This is a genomic window from Paenibacillus violae, assembly GCF_032461945.1.
Taxonomy (GTDB): domain Bacteria; phylum Bacillota; class Bacilli; order Paenibacillales; family NBRC-103111; genus Paenibacillus_E; species Paenibacillus_E violae.
The window spans coordinates 287710-306030 of the sequence record NZ_JAWCUD010000001.1 but is presented as its reverse complement, the minus strand read 5'-3'; the positions used below and the strand labels follow the sequence as shown (position 1 = coordinate 306030).

The 18321-nt window shown below is 44.3% G+C and carries 11 protein-coding genes; all 11 read right to left on the bottom strand.

The genetic code is table 11. The features are described from left to right. Positions 1–200: 200 nt before the first annotated feature. The 11 genes from galA to RQP52_RS01050 all read right to left on the bottom strand — a co-directional run bounded on the left by galA (position 201) and on the right by RQP52_RS01050 (position 18221). On the bottom strand, positions 201–2972 hold the full coding sequence (gene galA, locus RQP52_RS01100) for a beta-galactosidase GalA (RefSeq protein ID WP_315948933.1): 2772 nt from the start codon (positions 2970–2972) through the stop codon (positions 201–203). A 28-nt stretch (positions 2973–3000) separates the two neighbouring features. Further along, a complete protein-coding gene (locus tag RQP52_RS01095; RefSeq protein ID WP_315948930.1) occupies positions 3001–4272 on the bottom strand; it encodes an MFS transporter in 1272 nt (423 codons plus the stop codon). 14 nt (positions 4273–4286) lie between these two features. After that, positions 4287–5105: an MBL fold metallo-hydrolase gene (locus RQP52_RS01090; RefSeq protein ID WP_315948929.1), complete on the bottom strand. Its 819-nt coding sequence runs from the start codon at positions 5103–5105 to the stop codon at positions 4287–4289. A gap of 181 nt (positions 5106–5286) precedes the next feature. Continuing rightward, complete coding sequence (locus RQP52_RS01085; RefSeq protein ID WP_315948927.1) at positions 5287–8484, bottom strand: glycosyl hydrolase family 95 catalytic domain-containing protein; 3198 nt, start codon at positions 8482–8484, stop codon at positions 5287–5289. 215 nt (positions 8485–8699) lie between these two features. Next, complete coding sequence (locus RQP52_RS01080; protein ID WP_315948926.1) at positions 8700–11081, bottom strand: helix-turn-helix domain-containing protein; 2382 nt, start codon at positions 11079–11081, stop codon at positions 8700–8702. Positions 11082–11213: 132 nt separating this feature from the next. After that, positions 11214–12785 carry an ABC transporter substrate-binding protein gene (locus tag RQP52_RS01075; protein WP_315948924.1) on the bottom strand — a complete coding sequence of 524 codons (1572 nt, stop codon included), beginning with the start codon at positions 12783–12785 and terminating at the stop codon, positions 11214–11216. 73 nt (positions 12786–12858) lie between these two features. Next, entirely contained in the window at positions 12859–13734 is an 876-nt protein-coding gene (locus RQP52_RS01070; protein ID WP_315948922.1) for a carbohydrate ABC transporter permease, read from the bottom strand. A 14-nt stretch (positions 13735–13748) separates the two neighbouring features. Next, positions 13749–14714, bottom strand: a complete 966-nt coding sequence (locus tag RQP52_RS01065) for an ABC transporter permease (protein ID WP_315948920.1) — start codon at positions 14712–14714, stop codon at positions 13749–13751. 340 nt (positions 14715–15054) lie between these two features. After that, positions 15055–15984: a metallophosphoesterase family protein gene (locus RQP52_RS01060; protein WP_315948918.1), complete on the bottom strand. Its 930-nt coding sequence runs from the start codon at positions 15982–15984 to the stop codon at positions 15055–15057. Between the two features lie 240 nt (positions 15985–16224). Further along, the gene (locus RQP52_RS01055) at positions 16225–17211 is read right to left on the bottom strand and encodes a Gfo/Idh/MocA family protein (protein WP_315948917.1); all 987 of its coding nucleotides are present in this window, start codon (positions 17209–17211) and stop codon (positions 16225–16227) included. Positions 17212–17243: 32 nt separating this feature from the next. Continuing rightward, positions 17244–18221: a Gfo/Idh/MocA family protein gene (locus tag RQP52_RS01050; RefSeq protein ID WP_315948916.1), complete on the bottom strand. Its 978-nt coding sequence runs from the start codon at positions 18219–18221 to the stop codon at positions 17244–17246. Positions 18222–18321 lie beyond the last annotated feature (100 nt).

Below are 18321 nucleotides of genomic sequence, written 5' to 3'. Positions count from 1 at the left end.
GAAAGAATTTTCAGTTCCTACTAAAACACCTAACAGGAAAGGGCCGCCAATTCGCAATCGTCGGCAGCCTTTTACGTGTTTACTATGAAAAAAAATTGCAGCCTTGCCTGGCGTGGAGCCAAGTTGCTGCAACAGGGTTTTCAGGAAAAATGAAGGGGATCTAGATCGGGGAATGTAGCGATTAGGCTTGGAGAATCTATCTAAGTCAACAAGCAGACCGAACTGCTGATACCTGGCTTACTCATCTGCTCTGTCATGTGAACAAGCACGGATAACGTAATCACGTTTTTTCCTTTCAAGTCAACCTCTCGCAACGGAATTACCACTGAAGTCGGCTCAACGAGCGATGCCACCAATAACAATTCCGTATCCGCGTAGATTTCAACATCACCTTGGATTTCATTAAAACGAAGGCTGGCGCTACTAGTCCTATCCTGATCCGACAAGAACAATTGACTCCGAAACACTACGTACCCTCTTATTCCTCTCAGCATCTTCAAGGTGCCATAACTGACGTCTACCTTTTCCCATGTGTTCATATCTGTCGGATCCATAACCATGAGAGGATCAGGCCTTTCGCCGTAAGGCTCCTGCGTTACATGCCAGTCATTCACATAAGTTTCCTTAACGGAAGGGATGTAAGGAGGCTCGGCCGTTTCCTTCACCGGGATAACCCATGTCATCGGTGCCAAGCCAGCAGCTTCCGCTACTAACACAATGGGGTCAGAGCCGGGGACGCTTTGCACAATCAGCTGGCAGCAGCCGGCAAATAAACTTCTTGCCTGGGCGGCGTCGGCCTCGTGACAATTGGGATCACCGTTGCCAACGCCCAATATTTTGCCAGAACCGCTAAGCGTGAACGTCACAAACCGGCTATCTGTCGGAACAAAACGCTGCTGCGCATCGATCGCGTACAAATTCACGGCTATGGCATCCTTCCCGTCACCATAGAGATAGGGTTTCTGCAATTCCAGTCGAAGCGAAGCGGTTTCGCCAGTTGTTGCAACTTCCGTCACCTTTACAAGTCTACCGTTGTTGTAGCCTTCCATGCGAACGATGCCCGGCTCATAAGGAATTTCCCACTCCAACTGCTTATACACGTCAACACACTCTCTACTGATAAATTGGCCATTTACATATAAGCTCACTTCTTCGCAGTTGGTATGCGTCATCACCTTTATCGGTTGCCCTTCACGTCCCTGCCAATTCCAATGTGGCAGCATGTGGAGAACCGGCTCATCAAGCCAATAAGCTTGATATAAATAGTACGCGTCTTTGGGGAAGCCGCAGGTATCCATTATGCCGAAATGTGTGTTGATGCTGGGCCATTCATAAGGTGTCGGCTCCCCACGGTAATCAAAGCCTGTCCAAACGAAAGTCCCCATAACAAAATTACGAGTAGCTACTGCTTGCCAGGCCTCGCGTACCGTAGCCCCCCACGGAGCTTTCTCTTGATCGTAGCTGTCAAATACTTGCTTGATCGAATCATTTGTATAGTTGCCTCGCGTCGAAAATGCGCTTACGGTCTCGGAACCGATGATCGGCTGCGCCGGATGCTTCGCTTTAAATTTATCATAGCTCGTATGCATATAATTGAACCCTGTGATCTCCAGAATATCTGCTGTTCCTTCGTCCTCCATCACGCCACCGTTCAGAGCTCCAAGCACCGGACGAGTCGGATCCAAACGCTTGACCGTCCGCATCATTCGATTAACTATACGACGGCCAATTGGTGTTCCTTGATGCGGTTCTTCATTGAACAGACTGTAGAACACCACACAAGGATGATTGCGGTCGCGGGTGACCATATTTTCAAGTTGACGCAGGCCTTCTCTGGAAGACTCAAAGTTGCGATTTTCATCCATCACAAGCATGCCCAACCGATCGCAAATGTCCAGCAGCTCGGGTGTCGGATTGTGATGCGCTGCACGGTAGGCGTTGCTGCCCATATCCTTGAGTCGCCGAATTCGGTATTCCTGCAGCCCATCAGGCAGCGCTACGCCAACACCGGCATGATCTTGATGATTGCATGTTCCTTTTAATTTCAAAGGTTGTTCATTCAGGAAAAACCCTTCATCCGGACAAATGCGAATCGTCCTGTAACCGAAAGAAGTCATCTCAGTATCATAAAGCTGACCTTCCATCGTAAGAACGGAATGTACTTGATAAAGATGAGGCGCATCAATATCCCATAAAGCAGGATTGGTTACGTTTAACTTCTGAACGACCGTATTTTTGCTGCCTGCTGCACATATACTCTCCGTCCTTGCTTTCTGAACTACTTCATTCTTGGCATTTTGAATATAAGTTGTTAACGTGTAATGCACATCGTGCTCCAGTTCATTGCCAACGACAGTTTCAATATGCGTCTGCCAAAGTATCTGATTGATTTTCTCGGGTCTGACCCAGACCCCGCGCTCTGCAATGTGCAGCGGCAATTTTGTCGTTAACCAGACATGACGATAAATACCGGCTCCCTCATACCACCATCCCTCGGCCTCTGTAGCATCAACGCGGATGGCGAGTACGTTGGGACGATCACCATAGTAGGCTCGATCCGAGATATCAATTGTAAAACTGGTATACGCGCTAAAGTTTCTTTCCAATAAACTTCCGTTTAAATAGATCGAAGCTTCGGTTGCGATGCCGTCGAACTCCAATATCAGTTGCTTTCCCTGTTCCTCAGCGGCCAATCTAAATTTCTTCCGGTACCAGCCCATGCCACGCGGCTTAAAGCCGAAATTCGGCACACCATTTTCCCGGTCGAATGGCTGTTGATACGACCAATCATGTGGAAGCTGCACAGTCTGCCAAGTCGAATCGTTCCACTCCATGCCAGCGGGACCAATAGCGCCCCCAGCTTTTGCTCTGCCGTAGATACTGTTATGCGATTTTTTGACGGGAACATCAACTTCACCAAGATGGAACAGCCAGTCCTTATCCATGCTAAATCGTTGTCGCACCTCATTCATTCCTTTCCTCTTGGGTGTAAGGGTAGTATTATTCGGTTTTCGCAAGATCGCGTTCACTTGGTAAGACATTCATTTTCGGTTTGACATTTGGCCTGTACCATAATGCGATCAGCAGGAAAATGAGCGCGCTGCCTAAATAAATGTACGTTATGCCATTAGGCAAACTGACTGCCAAGTATACCAGCATCGGGCCTAACGCAGAGCCCATATCCGTCGCAACCGAATAAGCAGTCATCACTGTAACGACGGATGAAAAGCGGGCGACGTCCGATGCCAAAGCGTCCATTAACGTCGAAATGGCTGTGCTTGCCGCCAAAATAAGTAAGATAATCGTACACCATAGATAGATCGGAAGCTGCCACGGTACGAGAGCATAGCCAACCGCAGAGCAGATTAGAGTGAAACCGAAAAGAGGCAGACGCCCTTTCGAACCGTCAGAGCGCAAGCCTATCCATGAGGCAAGAAACGGTTCCCACCCCCAGCGAGCTGACTGCAGCACCCCTGATAGCATCGTGCTTGTCACGGCAATGCCGATCAACGTCATCGGCTGCGGATAGTTGGTTTCGATCTGCAAGCTTAATGTGACGCTTAGAACAGTCTGGAGGAGATAAACGAAAAGTCCGGTTGCAACGATTTTTAGCACAGGCTTCTTCCAAATTACCGCCCGATTGTCGATACGCTCCTTCCGCAGAAGAGAAACGTCGGACTGGTTCGCTTTAGCACCGGAAATGTAGACGGCGACATAAGGAAGCCCTAACAGCATGAACACCCCGAAAGCAATGGAAACAATCGGCATCCCGACGAGTGGAACGAGGACACCGCCGATAAGCATGCCGACCAAGCTTCCTAGACGGAATATTCCGTTATATCGTCCCATCAGATGGCCGCGATTTGTATCATCTGAGTAGCGAATAACGGTTAAATAGCCGCCCATGCGCAGGAAGGACCAGGCGATCCCCCATAAGCTGCGAAGAACGAGCCAGATGATAAAACCTTTGAACAGGCTGTACCCGATAGTTGTCGCTACTGCCAGCAGTATGGCTAGGATAAGACCCGTGCGCAATGACATTCTTTTATAAAGTAAACCAATCAGCGGAGTCATTGGCAGTCTGATAAAGCGGTTGATGGAAAGGAGTACTCCGACCTCCCATAACGCATTGAGGCCAACTTCCTTCCAGTAAATAGGAAGTACGATATACAGCATGGAATCTCCGAGCAAACAGAGCGCGGTAACCACCGCAATAATTGTGACAGGACGCTGATTCTTCCTAAGTTGATCTTCGGATGCAGTAAAATTCATGGATTCTCCTTAACCTAGCAATGAACAGTAAGCCCATCATATGCTACACATATCCCATAAGGTTCGAACATGCTCTCCCAATCTTCATGCATAAGAGTGGAATTATGGGTGAAGTGTGTAACATAGATTCGCCCAGCCTCACCTAGGATTTGCTCCTTAACGAATATATCGTGTACTTCCAGAATCGTATCTGCGTTCATATGGTAGTTCTTCTGTTTAATTCCTGTCTTTTCATGCGTGCAGTCAAGTATCGCCATATCGATCTTTTTGCCTTTGAGCCATGCCCAAGTATCCTCTGGAAACCATCCCGTATCATTCCCATAGAGTAGGGTTTTTCCGTCTTTCTCCACGAAGTATAGCAGGCACGTTTCCATTGGGTCGTGATCAGCATGAAGTGGCGTAACCCAAGCCGATCCCGCAGCTATCCTTTGAAAGGGTTTCATTCGATTAAATCGAACTCGGTCACCCTCGAATTTCCCGAGAGCCTGCCGAGCATGGTACATAACAAGATCGTTGCCATGGATCCATAGTGGATGTTCAATACCATGAGCAAAGCCTTCAATTCGGCTTGTCAAATCCCCTGGATAAAAATGATCGTAATGCGTATGGGTCACCAGCAAATGCTCTATACGCCCCAAGTCTATTCCATCACGAAGGGCTTGCATTTGTGAATCCGCCGAATAATCGAACTTCAACGTATCGTCAACGATAACGGAAGCTCTCGTACGAATGTTTTTTCCACCAAGCTTTCGAGCTGTGAGGCACGCTTCGCAACTGCAAAATACATTCGGAAAGCCTTCAGACGCAGCCGTCCCAAGAAAATGAATTTTCATTGTTTTCTTTCACCTCCTTGCCCCAACATAGGCCATCTGCTTATTCATGTAAACATCAAAAAAAAGTGATTTCTATAAAACAATCAACAAAATCTTTACAAATAAGCACTTTTCCTGAAAATTTGAATGAATGATTTTAAAACAAAGGGGTGCCCCGAGGGCACCCTTTCACTCATGATCATTACTGCAATTTGACCAAACTCCACTTCTGACTTGCCGCACCGTTCGCCGTCTTAATAACCACCTTATATTCCATGCCGCTTAGAAGCGTATCTAACGGTTTGTTGCTTTGAACACCAACAATGGTGTAAGTGCCATCCGCATTGGCGTTAAATTTCCACTTTTTGTTTGGTGATCCGCTATAAGGCCATATAATCGTATAGGAATTATCAACCGTGTTGGCTCCGGTTACATCCAACGATTTGCCGCTTTGAATGCCAAGCAGCCTGAACGTGCCATCACCATTGTCGCTAATATTCCATTGCTCGCTTGCAGCACCGTCATAGGTTGACACGATGACTGGCGTCCCATCCGCCGTTGCATTTCCTTTCACTTCCATGGCAAGGTTGCCGCTACCCACATTAACGAGTTTATACACACCACCTACCATGGCAGACTGGCTAAATTGGAACCAGTTCAGATGAAAGAGAGGACTGCCGGTTCCTTTGTAAACGAGGTATACGTTCTTCACGCCCGTGGCACCCGTTATTCCGCAACTAACCGTTTGCCAAATTTGCCCTCCTCCAGTAGCCGGAACCGTACAAGTGCCTGCCAGCGCACCTGTCGGATTCCCTAAGCGAATCTCGATGGTCCCTCCAGGTCCATTGCTCGCAAACCTGGCGGAGAATGATGCTGCGCCACTTCCAAAATCAACATTGTTGTATACAGTGTAGTCGTTATTATCAATCGATGTGAGATCATAACCCGTACCTTTATCCGAGGCGCTCTCAAGCTGGACCCCTGATTGGCTGTCATAGTTCTCTGCTTCAATTTGATTGAATGCAGATTGTGTATTTCCACGCACGAATGTAATTCGCGAATCGGTAAACGGATTCAAAAGCTGATTGCCGTACCGGATTACAGGGACCGTACCCGTCGGAGAATCGATTTGAGCGGATACGAGCTGCCCGTTTGCCCATTTGATGCTGAGTTCATATCCGCCTCTCGCTTTCACACCCGTTATTTCGCCATTGGTCCAGGCTGTAGGCAGTGAAGGGAGAAGTTCAATTTCTCCGGTATGACTTTGCACAAAGAGTTCTGGATAATACGCATTTTTTAGTTGCCATTCATTCACCGAAGGATTTGCTGGATAAAGGGTTGCAAGGGAAGCTGCTTTATTCCCATCGTTAAGTCGTGCCCACATGTACGAATCATCCGGATGATATCCACCCGAACCGCGCATGGTTAGCGAAACTTTAGCTGCTTGAAATAAATCAGGAGTGACTCTCTTCGTGATCTGGTCAAGAAAACCAACGCCAATTAAATGGGAGGCATGACGGTGGTTGGATTGAGAATTAACATAATCATTATTCCATTCCTTGATTTCACCGTTGCTCCCAATTTGATAGGGAAGCAATTTGGGCAAGGCCATTCGAATACGATTCAGCAAATCAACATCTGCAGGAGAATCTGCCTCCAATATACTTCCTGCTTCCAGTACATTTTCAAACAATTCTCGAATGACCGTCATATCGATCGTCGAACCTTGACTGACAGCAATCTTGGTTCCATCCGACAATACATATTTTGCTTCGGGAGAAGTAGAAGGCGATGTAACGAGATAGCCATCCTTATTTGCAACAAGTAAATCCAGTGCAAATTCTGCAGAACCCTTCATTAGAGGGAACGCTGTGTCCTGAAGAAAGGACTTGTCTTGTGTGAACCGATAATGATCATACACATTAAACATGAGCCACATGCCGCCTGTAGGCCAAATCGCCCATTCATTGTCCCCAGCACTCAGCTCTGATTTTGCCCAAACATCGGATGAGTGGGGTACAAACCACCCGTCAAAGCCGAAATCAGCTTGTGCGTTTTTCGCCCCGTTTACAGCAAGGTTTTTAATATACTTCCAGAGTGGATCGCCATTTTCAGCAAGATTCCCTGTCTCTATCAATGCATACATCTTCTCTACATTTTCATTAAAAAAATGCGCTCCCCATGAGCTTGGCTTCCACATGTAATTCCACATTCCCTGCTGGTTGTGCGGACGGTCAAATGTATTTGCTCTGGAAGTGCAAATGGAAACGTAACGGGCATACTGATAGGTGAGGACATTAGCTCTGGCAACGCCTATGTTCCCATTAACTTCCGTCCATAACCTGCGAAACAAGCTCCGATAATCAGTCTGATGGGTACTTAGGAGCTGGCTATAGGTTTTGGCAAACGCCGCGTTCATAATCCCCGTTACGATTGGAGTGGGATTAATGCCGCCTTGGCTTGGATTCGGATTGGTAAACGGATCCTTGTAACTTGTCGCATCGGCATATAGAAGTTCGATGACCGAAGCCCCTGAAATGTTTAAATTCCCTCCGGTTGCTGTGATCGTTCCTCCCGTCGTTCTGGCACGAAGACGAGCATCGAACGTCATGCCTCTCCCGTTTGCCCACGTATTTGCGTCCTCGTTGTAAGGGGCTGTTCCTGTCATCTGGATTTCATTACCCGATGAAGTTACCGTTCCGTGCGTGTTCATTTCCGCCGGCAGTGTCATCTTGGCCGTCATACTCATGGGTTGGCCGCCGTCATTCGTCATTCGAACAACCATAACGCGATCCGGGTAGCTGGCAAATACCTCACGCGTAAATGTCGTGCTTCCCATTTTATATGTGGTTGTCACAGTAGCTTTATCCAGATGAAGCTCCCGATTGTAATTCGTATATCCTGCTGTGTTCGGCACATCCAGCACAATTTTGCCAATTGGCAGGAAGTTGGACATTTGTACCGATCCCCACATCCCCTTGGCGGCCGTATCAGCTTGCTTTAATTTCTCTTCGCGATAGGTTACTGATGTGGCTGTATCCGCTTGAGCAAGCAAGCTTCTTGTAGCATCCAGCGCTGTTTTACGACTTGGATTTGTATGATTGAAAGGTTCGCCGGAATGAAACGTTTTATCATTAAGTTGCAGAATTTCAGTCGCAACACCGCCTGAAACTTTCGCTCCGAAGTAACCATTCCCGACCGGTGTTCCGGTAAAATCTGTCCCGCTGGCAGGCGTTGTCCAATTGATTTTCAGATCATCCCAATTACCTGTTTTCTGGACAGGCAGTGTTGTACTTCCCACATTTGCATAAGCTTGATTAGATGTCCCCACTGAAACTAAGCTTGTTATAAGAAGAGAACTGACTAACATGCTTATTAAACCTGTTTTTACTTTCTTCATATCATTTCCTCCTTGATTTTATGTTGGGTATCCCGCTGCATATCCAACTAGCTCCTTTATGTAAGCCCTTACATTCACCTCCCTGCCCCAACATATAGCATTTCATATTTCCATGTAAACATTAAAAACTAGTGATTTCTATAAATCGATCAGCAAATTCTCTTGATATAAGCGAAAAAACCGCCAATTTGTTATTATCGGCGGCTTACTCTTATTCATGATGGATATCCGTTATCATACACCTTGTTCTCACTAGTCGTATTCCGCAATTTGTATTCTGACGTCGTAACCCCATACTTCGTCTTAAACATTTTATAGAAATAATTTTGATTCTCCCAACCAATTAAATCCAAGATCTCAGCCACGTTGGTATTGGGTTTGGTAATAAGTTCTGCAGCAATACTTAATCGATAATCCATCAACCATTCAGCGATTGCTTTACCATGAACATTGCGAAATATTTTACCCAAGTGATACTTAGATAGATTCAATAGTAATGCAATACTATCCTGACATAACGATTTATCCATGTAGTTGGCCTCTATGATGCCAATGACTTTACTTACAATCTGCTGATTTCGGTTTACTTTGGAATCCACCATGCTTTCAGCAATTTGACGAATAAGCACATGGAACTCGGCGTTGATTTCTCCAATGGTTTCCATTTTACTAATCATACGAACAAATGTACTATATTGAATATTGAACGTAGTTGATCCATTCAATTCAATTTCTTTGATCCGCTTATAGATATTAAATGCTAAATAATATAGGTAACTAATGACAATATCGTAAGAATAATGATTCAAATATGCGACGATCTGTTCATAAGCTTGAATGGCTTCCTCATATTTTCCATAAACAAGAAGCTCGTCAAATGTTTTTTCCAGCTGTAGCGGAGGTCGGAAGTCGTCCGTTTTCATATGTTTCAACTCATCCGACGAGATGATCGATCCTTGTCCGAAAATGAACCTGTACTTGCTAAACTGAACGGCTTCCTGATACGAAATAGAGATATCCTGAAGTTGTTTGACCGAATACCCGATTACGCCTGTCATGGAAAGTTTCAGATTGCTTTGAATCCAGTTTTGCAGCTCCGCAATGATGAGACTAATATCGCGAAGCTGTTTCTCATAGGACTCGTCGGAGGCTTCTAGAATGAAGACAACTTCATCACCCAAATCAACCGCACAATTATTCGTGAAACGAGAGGCTATTTCTTCTGCTACATTTCCGATTGCATAACGAAATAGGTCTTGATCTGCCGCGCTGTAAGTTCTTATAAATTGCTCATAACGATCAATCATGAAAATAACGGCAAAATGGCGCTTATCAGCCAACAACCGTATTTGATACTGATCAAGACGTGATTGTAGATCTATAGAGTCATCATCAAACGATTGGCTGATCAGCCTTCGCAAGAACTCTAATCTCCGGGAGGAAAAAGCAGTCTTTTTATCGCCAATAGATACTTCATTCTGTTGAATGGCCATCGAAATGACATCACTTAAATAGCCAATATCATCCTTATTTTCGACTGACGAAGATGGTAAACGAGGCAACGCTGAAACTTTACCGACCAGACCGCGAATAGGCGAATACAACTTTTTGGATACATAGAATACGATAAATATGCCAGGAATCAATATCCCTAAACAAAAAGCAAGCGTAATCCAGCCAAGTCGCTCCATATCATGAAAAATAATCGAATAAGGGACGATATGAATAAATTTCCAATTCAAAGCCTCGGATGTTACATAGGTGATCAGATTCTTCTTTCCTTGAATCGTTGTTGTAAAATAGGCATTACTGCCTTTTTCTTGGATTGGTTTGAGAACAGCCGATTTCTCCTCCGCCGATAATTGATCCATGTTCCCAAGAATCGGTTGTCCCTTCTCATCTAGTATCCAAGTACTTCCTTGATTTTTTCCGCTAGTGGAGAGGGATTGAATTAATGCTTTCAAGTAATCCACTTTCACATTGACGATAATTGCGCCCTTTACGCGATCTGCTGCATCCTCATATTCATAGAAAATATAAGTCAAAACACTTATCTTCTGATTGCTGTCAATATCCTTCCCATCGGCCGAGATAAAGACAGGAATTTTCCTTAATATAGGGTAGAACTTTCCCCTTGCTACCTGTTTCTTCTCATCAATAATAGAAACTAAGCCTTGATCAAAAAAAGAATCCTTGGTATTGCTGGATTGAAGCCAAGTAGAATAAAATTGATTGCTCGTTCCATTAAAAACATAGACGGAATGTACGAATTGATTCGCGTCCTTCAATTTGGATACATCTACCAATGCCTCTTGGATATCTTTGTAATCATTATTCGCATTGTACATAACCGACTGTACCCGATAATTGGTCAATAAAGAGATCGAGAATGTTTTCGAAGCTTCGTTCAAATAAGTTGAACTATAGCTGATTTGTGATAGCGCATTCGCATTAGCGCCAGAAACGAGGTTCACGCCAATTTTTTGAAAATTAACATATAAGATGTAGGAAAGCGCCAGTAAGATACAGATAAATACAAGCGTAAATGAAGTAAACATACGAATAAACATAGATCGAGGCAGTTTTATCTGGCTCACGAGCGCTAACCTCCTAATATATCACTTACACAACCATTATATAGCAAAGAATTTTAATAGAAAAGAAAAAACCACTTTATGGAAAAGCAACCACTCAATAGCTTGTATAAGCTATGAGCGGTCATTTGATTCTTACTTTTTATTTACCTTGCGCCATTCATCAAGCTGTTTTTGAGCTTCCGCAGTAACTTTATCCAATCCTGCTTTCTTAAGTTTATCGTTAATTTCAGCCATGACCTTCTCCGGATCAGCAGTTCCAAAATTCAGCAGTGAGTTTGTTACGCTGTTGTACTGTTTTATAATCGCATCGATCTGTGCCATCTCGGTTTTAATTGGATCACGGTTTAAAACAAAGCCAATTAATGGGGAAACAATCGCTTCTTTGTTCACTTTGTTTGTTTGCTCCCACACATCTTTAGGCTGCCCTGGACGAAGGAACATGTTAAATTGACTGCCGAGCTCCCAGTCCGTTCCCGGATTATATCCGCCATTTGGCAAGGCTTCAATGGTTCTGTCGTCCACTTTCTTGTAATGCTTGCCTTCCATGCCTACACATAATAACTGATATAATTCTTTGTCAGCGAACAAAAGATCCAGATACATCATCGCACGTTCAGGATTTTTGGAGTTTTGGTTAATTGCTGTCAGCGATGAAATTAAACTCGTGTTGGAAACGTAAGATGGACTAAACTGAACATCGGTTACATCGTATCCCGCCCATCCTTTTGTATCGCCTTCATTGCCAGGCTTCACCGCTCCCGCTGGGAACATTCCATACTTCCCGGTTTTTTGTTCCGCTTTATAATCTTTAATCGTAGCTGCGTCTTTGCGAATGTATCCTTTGTTATACCAATCGCGATTCATTTTGGCCAGTTCCATCGTTTCCGGAAGTTCATACAAGTTTTTAATTTTAAAATCATTATTTTTTACATTAATCACAAGAGGATTGGCTGTATCGCCCGTAACGGTGTCATACATAAGTCCGGTATCCATATTGGAAAGAAGTTCAGTAGAAACCGGTGCACCGCTCGTCGTAGGCACAATACCAGGTTCATTTTGCTTCACATTTTCCAGAAATGGTTCCAAATCACGCAATGATTTGATCTTTGTTTTATCCAGCTTGTACTTATCGGCTAGATCCTTTTTGATTGAGAACCCTTTCATCGTTGCCATAATCTGATAACTTGTTATCCCATATAGCTTGCCATTCACACGCGCACCGTCAAAAAATTGGGCAGGAATTGTTTCCTTGATATGCGGACCATATTTATTCAGAAGATCGTCTAACGGCAGGAAAGCGCCCTTCGCAACATTGTTATAAAAATTATTCGTCCATGAAGCGGTGTACGTTAAATCCCAATCCTCACCTGCCGAAATAATCACTTTCATTTTGTCATCGAAGTTGCCCCAATCAATGGTGTTTAATGTGATGGTCGTATTGATTTTTTCTTTCGTAATCTTGTTCATGGCATCGACAACCGCTTTTTCATCTGGCTGCGGTGTTCCGACTCTATAAAGTGTCAGATTTACAGGATCAAGTTTAGCAGGACTAGTCGCCGCTCCCCCGCTTTTCGCACTCTCCGCTGGCGAAACTGTAGCGGTAGGCCCTCCCGTGTTTCCGCTGCTGCATCCGCTAATTAAGGATACTGCACAAACAATCGAGAAAACGCTTCCAAACACTTTCTTCATGCTCTTTGCTTTCATGTGTTTTTCCTCCCCTGAATCATACAATTTGATATTATTTGAAACCTTACGGTATCAAACCAACGTTAAGCGCCTAGCCTTTAATGGAACCGACTGTAATTCCTTTGACAAAAAATCGTTGAAAGAAAGGAAAAATGAATAACATTGGACCTGCCGCAACGACTGCCAGCGCGAAACGAGCCGATTGGCTTGGCAACACGACAGAAGATGTATTCGCTACGGCCAGTGCACTATTTAAGAAATCAATGTTAGACATGATTCGGTAAAGCAGTAGTTGCAAACTGACATACTTGCCAGTGTCAATAAACAATAAGCTTAACCAATAATCATTCCAATAGATAAGCACTGAAAACAAGGCGATTGTTGCTAATCCGGATTTACTAACAGGAATAATAATGGAGAAAAATACACGATATTCGCTTGCACCATCCATTTTCGCCGATTCAATTAATGCGAATGGGATCGTCGTCATAAATCCTTTCATCAACAAGACTAAGAAAGGGGTTACAACATACGGCAGGATAAGAGCTAACGGTGAATCTTTTAAATGTAAAATCCGCGAAACGAGAATGTACCAAGGCACCAAACCGCCGCTGAACAAGAGTGTAAAAAAGATGAAAAATGAAATTTTATTCGCTAAAAAGAAATCTTTTCTACATATCACATAAGCAACCATGGCTGTAATCATGATGCTCAGCAAAGTACCGGCTACTGTTACAAAGATCGTAACCACATACGAATTAATAATTTGTTTGGGATTTTTAAAAATAAATTGATACGCTTCTAAAGAGATTTCACTTGGAAATAAGGAGTACCCTTCTGTTAAGATCGTACTTTCTTTTGTGAATGACGCAGTGAGAACAAGCACAATTGGAATGATGCAGGCAATCGACGATAACAATAATGCCATGTGGATCATGAAGAGACTAATACGTGATTTGATTATCATTGAGAAGAACCTCCTTAGAACAGGGCGTTTTCTTTACTAACCCTTCGAATGACGAAATTTGTAAGTAAGATGATGACAAGACCAACAACAGATTGATAGAAACCGGCAGCCGATGCCATGCCAATATCTCCATTAACCCTTAGAGCTCTAAACACGAACGTATCAATGATATCTGTCGCTGGATAAAGGAGCGTAGAATTCATCGTAACGTTATAAAATAAGTCAAAATTCCCGAAGAAAATACGGCTTACTTGAAGCAGCACAAGCAGAATCATTAAAGGTTTCAGCAAAGGGAGGGTAATTGACCATATTTGCTGCCAGATGTTTGCGCCATCTATTTCTGCTGCTTCAAAATACTCTGAGTCAATGGAGATAATGGCTGTGTAATAGATAATGGCGTAATAACCCGCATTTTTCCATAAATTAACCAATATTAAAATATAAGGCCAATATTCAGGCTCGTTATACCAAAGAACAGGTTCCTTACCGAACCAGGATAATATCGTGTTTAGGAACCCGTGACTCATATCCAGAAAAGCAAGGCATACATAACTCACGATTACGAAGGAGATAAAATAAGGGAAAAATAGCGCCGTCTGATGGAATTTGACAAACTTTTTCGAAACTTGATTCAAAAGAAGTGCAAGAAGAACCGAAACGATTAAGGTAGAAAGAATAAAAGCTGTGTTGTAAAGGAGCGTATTACGGGTAATGTCCCAAGCATTGCTGGAAGTAAATATGAATTTAAAATTTTCAAAACCACTCCATGGACTGTGGAGGATACCATCCCTATAATTGTAATTTTTAAAAGCAACGATCAGTCCGTATAATGGAATGTAGTGGAAGACAAAAACAAAGATGCAAGCAGGTAAGGCTAAAACTAACAACTGATGAGACTGTCTAAGCTGCTTCCAAAAAGCAGGAAGTTTATGCGCCGTAGAACCTCCTCTGGCCTTTATAGTTACAGGTACTCTCTCCATGAAAAACACTCCTCGTTTCGTATTTACCTTCGCTGGCCTGTTGTTTGGCAGGTTGTCTTTGGTGTGACCTTATCATAGCCCGATACCTCTCTTTTCTAAACAACAAGTATCTGGTTTTTCTATAATTCGGTATGTAAAAACGAGTGATTTCTACAGAAACGACCCTGTAAGTATTTTTAAAGGCATTAATACAATACTAATTAAGGTAAACCATTTTTCAAATGATCATTTTTGGGGTTCCTAAAAAAGAATTGAGGCGTGTGCTCTAGTAAATGCTATACAAAAATACGGCGTTTCCCCCACATTACGAGAGTAAACGCCGTATTTTCCCTTGTCTCATTTAAAACTTCAATTGCCTGCTTGATATTTTTGCTGATACCACATGACCCGCATTGGCATTATTGTGCCCGATTTCAAGCGGATCAGGGCCGACATACGTTGTTTCTTTCCCCTTTATTGTCAAGAGCCCGGGCTCCAGTGTGATTATGGCATAAAGGGGTTCTTCGTAGGGAACAGATTGCCCCAGAATCCAGTGCTTTTCCGTAATTTCCTCCGAATACCGAACCGTATTGAACTGAGGGCCCAAATAATGATATGAGATACTGTTCATATGGAGGAAATAGATATCGTCGATCACTTTGGCGCCATCAAGATGATTATGACCATTCATGCAAGCGATCACTTTACGAAAACTCGCGATTTGATTGGCTTCTCGCAAAATCTCACGAAGTTTGTCGCTGTTATAAATTCCGACATTAGATCCAACATATGTCTCTTCCAGGCTTTGGTGGCTGAACAAAATCGTAGGTTTGTCCGTTTGGGATAGATCCTTCCTCAACCACTCTAATTGCTCGTCCGTCACATGACAGACGGTATGCCCCTCTTTAGAATAATTGCTAAACGCATAATCCACGTACTGACCGTCCACACGGAAATAATTGGCATCCAGAACAACGAAATGGTAGTCGCCGCAGTCGAATGAATAGTAATTGGACTTCATACCAAGAAAACTCATCATCATCTGTTTATCACATTTATCCATATCATGATTGCCAAGAACATGATAATTCGGCCCTTCAAATTGCTGCCATATATCAAGGAATGGTTTGTTTTCCGGAAGCGGAAAACAAAAATCGCCCAGTTGGATAATAAAATCCACGTTTTCTTTGATAGACTCGTCTATAAATGCTTGAAGCCGATCACTTGCTTTATACATCAAATCCTGATGAATATCTGTGATTAACCCAAATCGGATACGTTCATGTTCCATACCAATTCCCCCAATAAGATGATTTAAGTAGAATGATAAAAGTGTAGACTGCTCTTTTCTATCATAGCTCCAATATCCATCTCTTCTACACATCAAGTGTATTGGATTTCTATAATCAGGTGTGTAAAAACGAGCGATTTCTATAGAATTCACCTAAATCGGTCAACGATACACGAGCAATAACAGCAAAAAAAGCCCGTTTCATCTAGTCCAAGAAACTAGATGAAACGAACCCACATCCTACATTACCACAGGCTGACCAAGCTTAACAGATTCATAAGCGGCAAGCGCCACTTGCGCCGCTTTCAATCCGTCCTCACCCGTGACCGGTACCTGCTCGCCTTGGCGCAGCGCCTTGACGAAGTCACGGATCATAAACGCATCCATGTTGTCTCCCCAGAAGGTGTATTGCCCTTTACCCGCCGCATTGCTGAACAGGTCATTCTTCTGCGCAAAGCCGTCCACGGTAATGACTCCCTGTGTGCCGACGATCTCCATCGTCACATCTCCCCAAGTCGGGAACGATTTGGGACGCGACCAACTCGTATCCAGAACCGCGAATACGCCGTTCTCGAACTTGATGTGCAGCATGCCGGCATCTTCCACTTCAAGCTCTTCTCTGAAAAGCGTAGCCGCATAAGCGTACACTTCTTTCACTTCCGACTGTAAAAACCAGTTCATGAGATCCATCACGTGCACCGTGTGGTCAAGAACGGCTCCGCCTCCCGACAAGCTTTTGTCGATGAACCATCCGCCGGGATTCCCTCCGTGATTCGTCCCTTTAATCGCAACGATGTCACCGATTTCACCGCGCTCAATGGCTTCTTTCGCCCGCACGACAGCCGCCAGGTAGCGGCAAGGGAATGCTGTCATCAGCTGCACGCCGTTATGCTTGCAGGCAGCAATCATTTGCTCCATCTCTTCCTTTGTCGTGCCGAGCGGCTTCTCACAGAGCACATGCTTCTTCGCATTCGCTGCATCGATCACAAGCTTGGCGTGGTGTACATTCTCCGAGCAAATGATCACGGCATCCACATCTTGTGCGAGCAGATCGCGGTAATCCGCATAATACGGCACTTCGTGGCGCTCGGCGATTCCTTCGACCCGGCTTTTTACTTCATCGGCAATCCCAACGATTTTCACCTCAGGCAGCTCTAGCAAACTATTAAAATAACTGAATGCATGACCGTGCGCGAAGCTAATCATGCCTATTTTCAACAAATCCATGATAGGTCCCTCCTTAAATGTTTGGCTCTTATTTACAGCAGCACGACTTTGCCCGTCTGAATCGAGTCAAGCGCGGCTTTGGCAATTCTTAGCGCTTCACATGCATCTTGAGCGGTTACAATCGGATCGCTGCCGTCTCGGATACAACTCAGAAAATGTTCAAGCTCGATGTAATATGGATCAAAGAAGTTCGGACTTTGCGGAATTTCAACCGCTTTACCCCCGCTCTCTGGAGGAGCTGCCTTGCGTATTTGCAAAGATTGCGCGCTCATGCTGTCCGTACGAACAAGTCCCTCGGAACCTGCAAACTCCGCCGCATAGCGGAAGGAGCCCGGATATCCCCAGAATGCCTCCAGATTAGCCACTGCACCGCTTTCAAAGACTAGCGTAACAAGCGCATAATCCATCGTTCCCTCACATTTGTTCATCCCGTAAACCGATTTGACCTCGCCGAGAGTCCATCGCATGAAATCGATGTCATGCACCATCAGATCGACGATTACGCCTCCGCTTTTGTCAGCATCCAGAAACCAAGGTCTGGCTTCTCCCGGATGACTGCCCACGCGCCGGGCATTTGCAACACCGACTCTTCCGATTTGACCGGCATCCATCTGCTGCTTCATCTGTGCATATTCAGGGAAAAACCGTACGACATGACCAATGAATAAGCGAACTCCATTTTCCTCGCAGCAAGCGATCATTTCTTTGGCATCTTCCAAATTTAGCGCCACCGGTTTCTCACAGATGACATGTTTGCCTGCTTTCGCCGCTTGAAAAACAACCTCTTTATGTACAAAAGTAGGAACTGCGATACTGACAACATCAAATTCGACCGTTGAAAGCATCTCCTCAAATGAACCGAATGCTGCCGTTCCCACTTTATTGGCCGCTTCTACCGCAGACTCCAAATGAACATCACATACACCTACCAACTCTACACCGGGCATCTTCGCATAACTCTTCGCATGCCACTGACCCATACCGCCACAGCCGACTACCGCCACTTTCATCTCTCACTCGCCCTTTCAATTGTTGTATACTAATTAAAGCAATCATACCGATTCGACAGCCTTTCAAAAATGACACGGTTTGTCTTATTTATATCCAAAT

Bases quoted from the DNA above. Each gene is read 5' to 3' on its own strand.
- galA (WP_315948933.1), bottom strand. From the start codon at position 2,972: ATGAATGAGGTGCGACAACGATTTAGCATGGATAAGGACTGGCTGTTC.
- RQP52_RS01095 (WP_315948930.1), bottom strand. From the start codon at position 4,272: ATGAATTTTACTGCATCCGAAGATCAACTTAGGAAGAATCAGCGTCCT.
- RQP52_RS01090 (WP_315948929.1), bottom strand. From the start codon at position 5,105: ATGAAAATTCATTTTCTTGGGACGGCTGCGTCTGAAGGCTTTCCGAAT.
- RQP52_RS01085 (WP_315948927.1), bottom strand. From the start codon at position 8,484: ATGAAGAAAGTAAAAACAGGTTTAATAAGCATGTTAGTCAGTTCTCTT.
- RQP52_RS01075 (WP_315948924.1), bottom strand. From the start codon at position 12,785: ATGAAAGCAAAGAGCATGAAGAAAGTGTTTGGAAGCGTTTTCTCGATT.
- RQP52_RS01070 (WP_315948922.1), bottom strand. From the start codon at position 13,734: ATGATAATCAAATCACGTATTAGTCTCTTCATGATCCACATGGCATTA.
- RQP52_RS01065 (WP_315948920.1), bottom strand. From the start codon at position 14,714: ATGGAGAGAGTACCTGTAACTATAAAGGCCAGAGGAGGTTCTACGGCG.
- RQP52_RS01060 (WP_315948918.1), bottom strand. From the start codon at position 15,984: ATGGAACATGAACGTATCCGATTTGGGTTAATCACAGATATTCATCAG.
- RQP52_RS01055 (WP_315948917.1), bottom strand. From the start codon at position 17,211: ATGGATTTGTTGAAAATAGGCATGATTAGCTTCGCGCACGGTCATGCA.
- RQP52_RS01050 (WP_315948916.1), bottom strand. From the start codon at position 18,221: ATGAAAGTGGCGGTAGTCGGCTGTGGCGGTATGGGTCAGTGGCATGCG.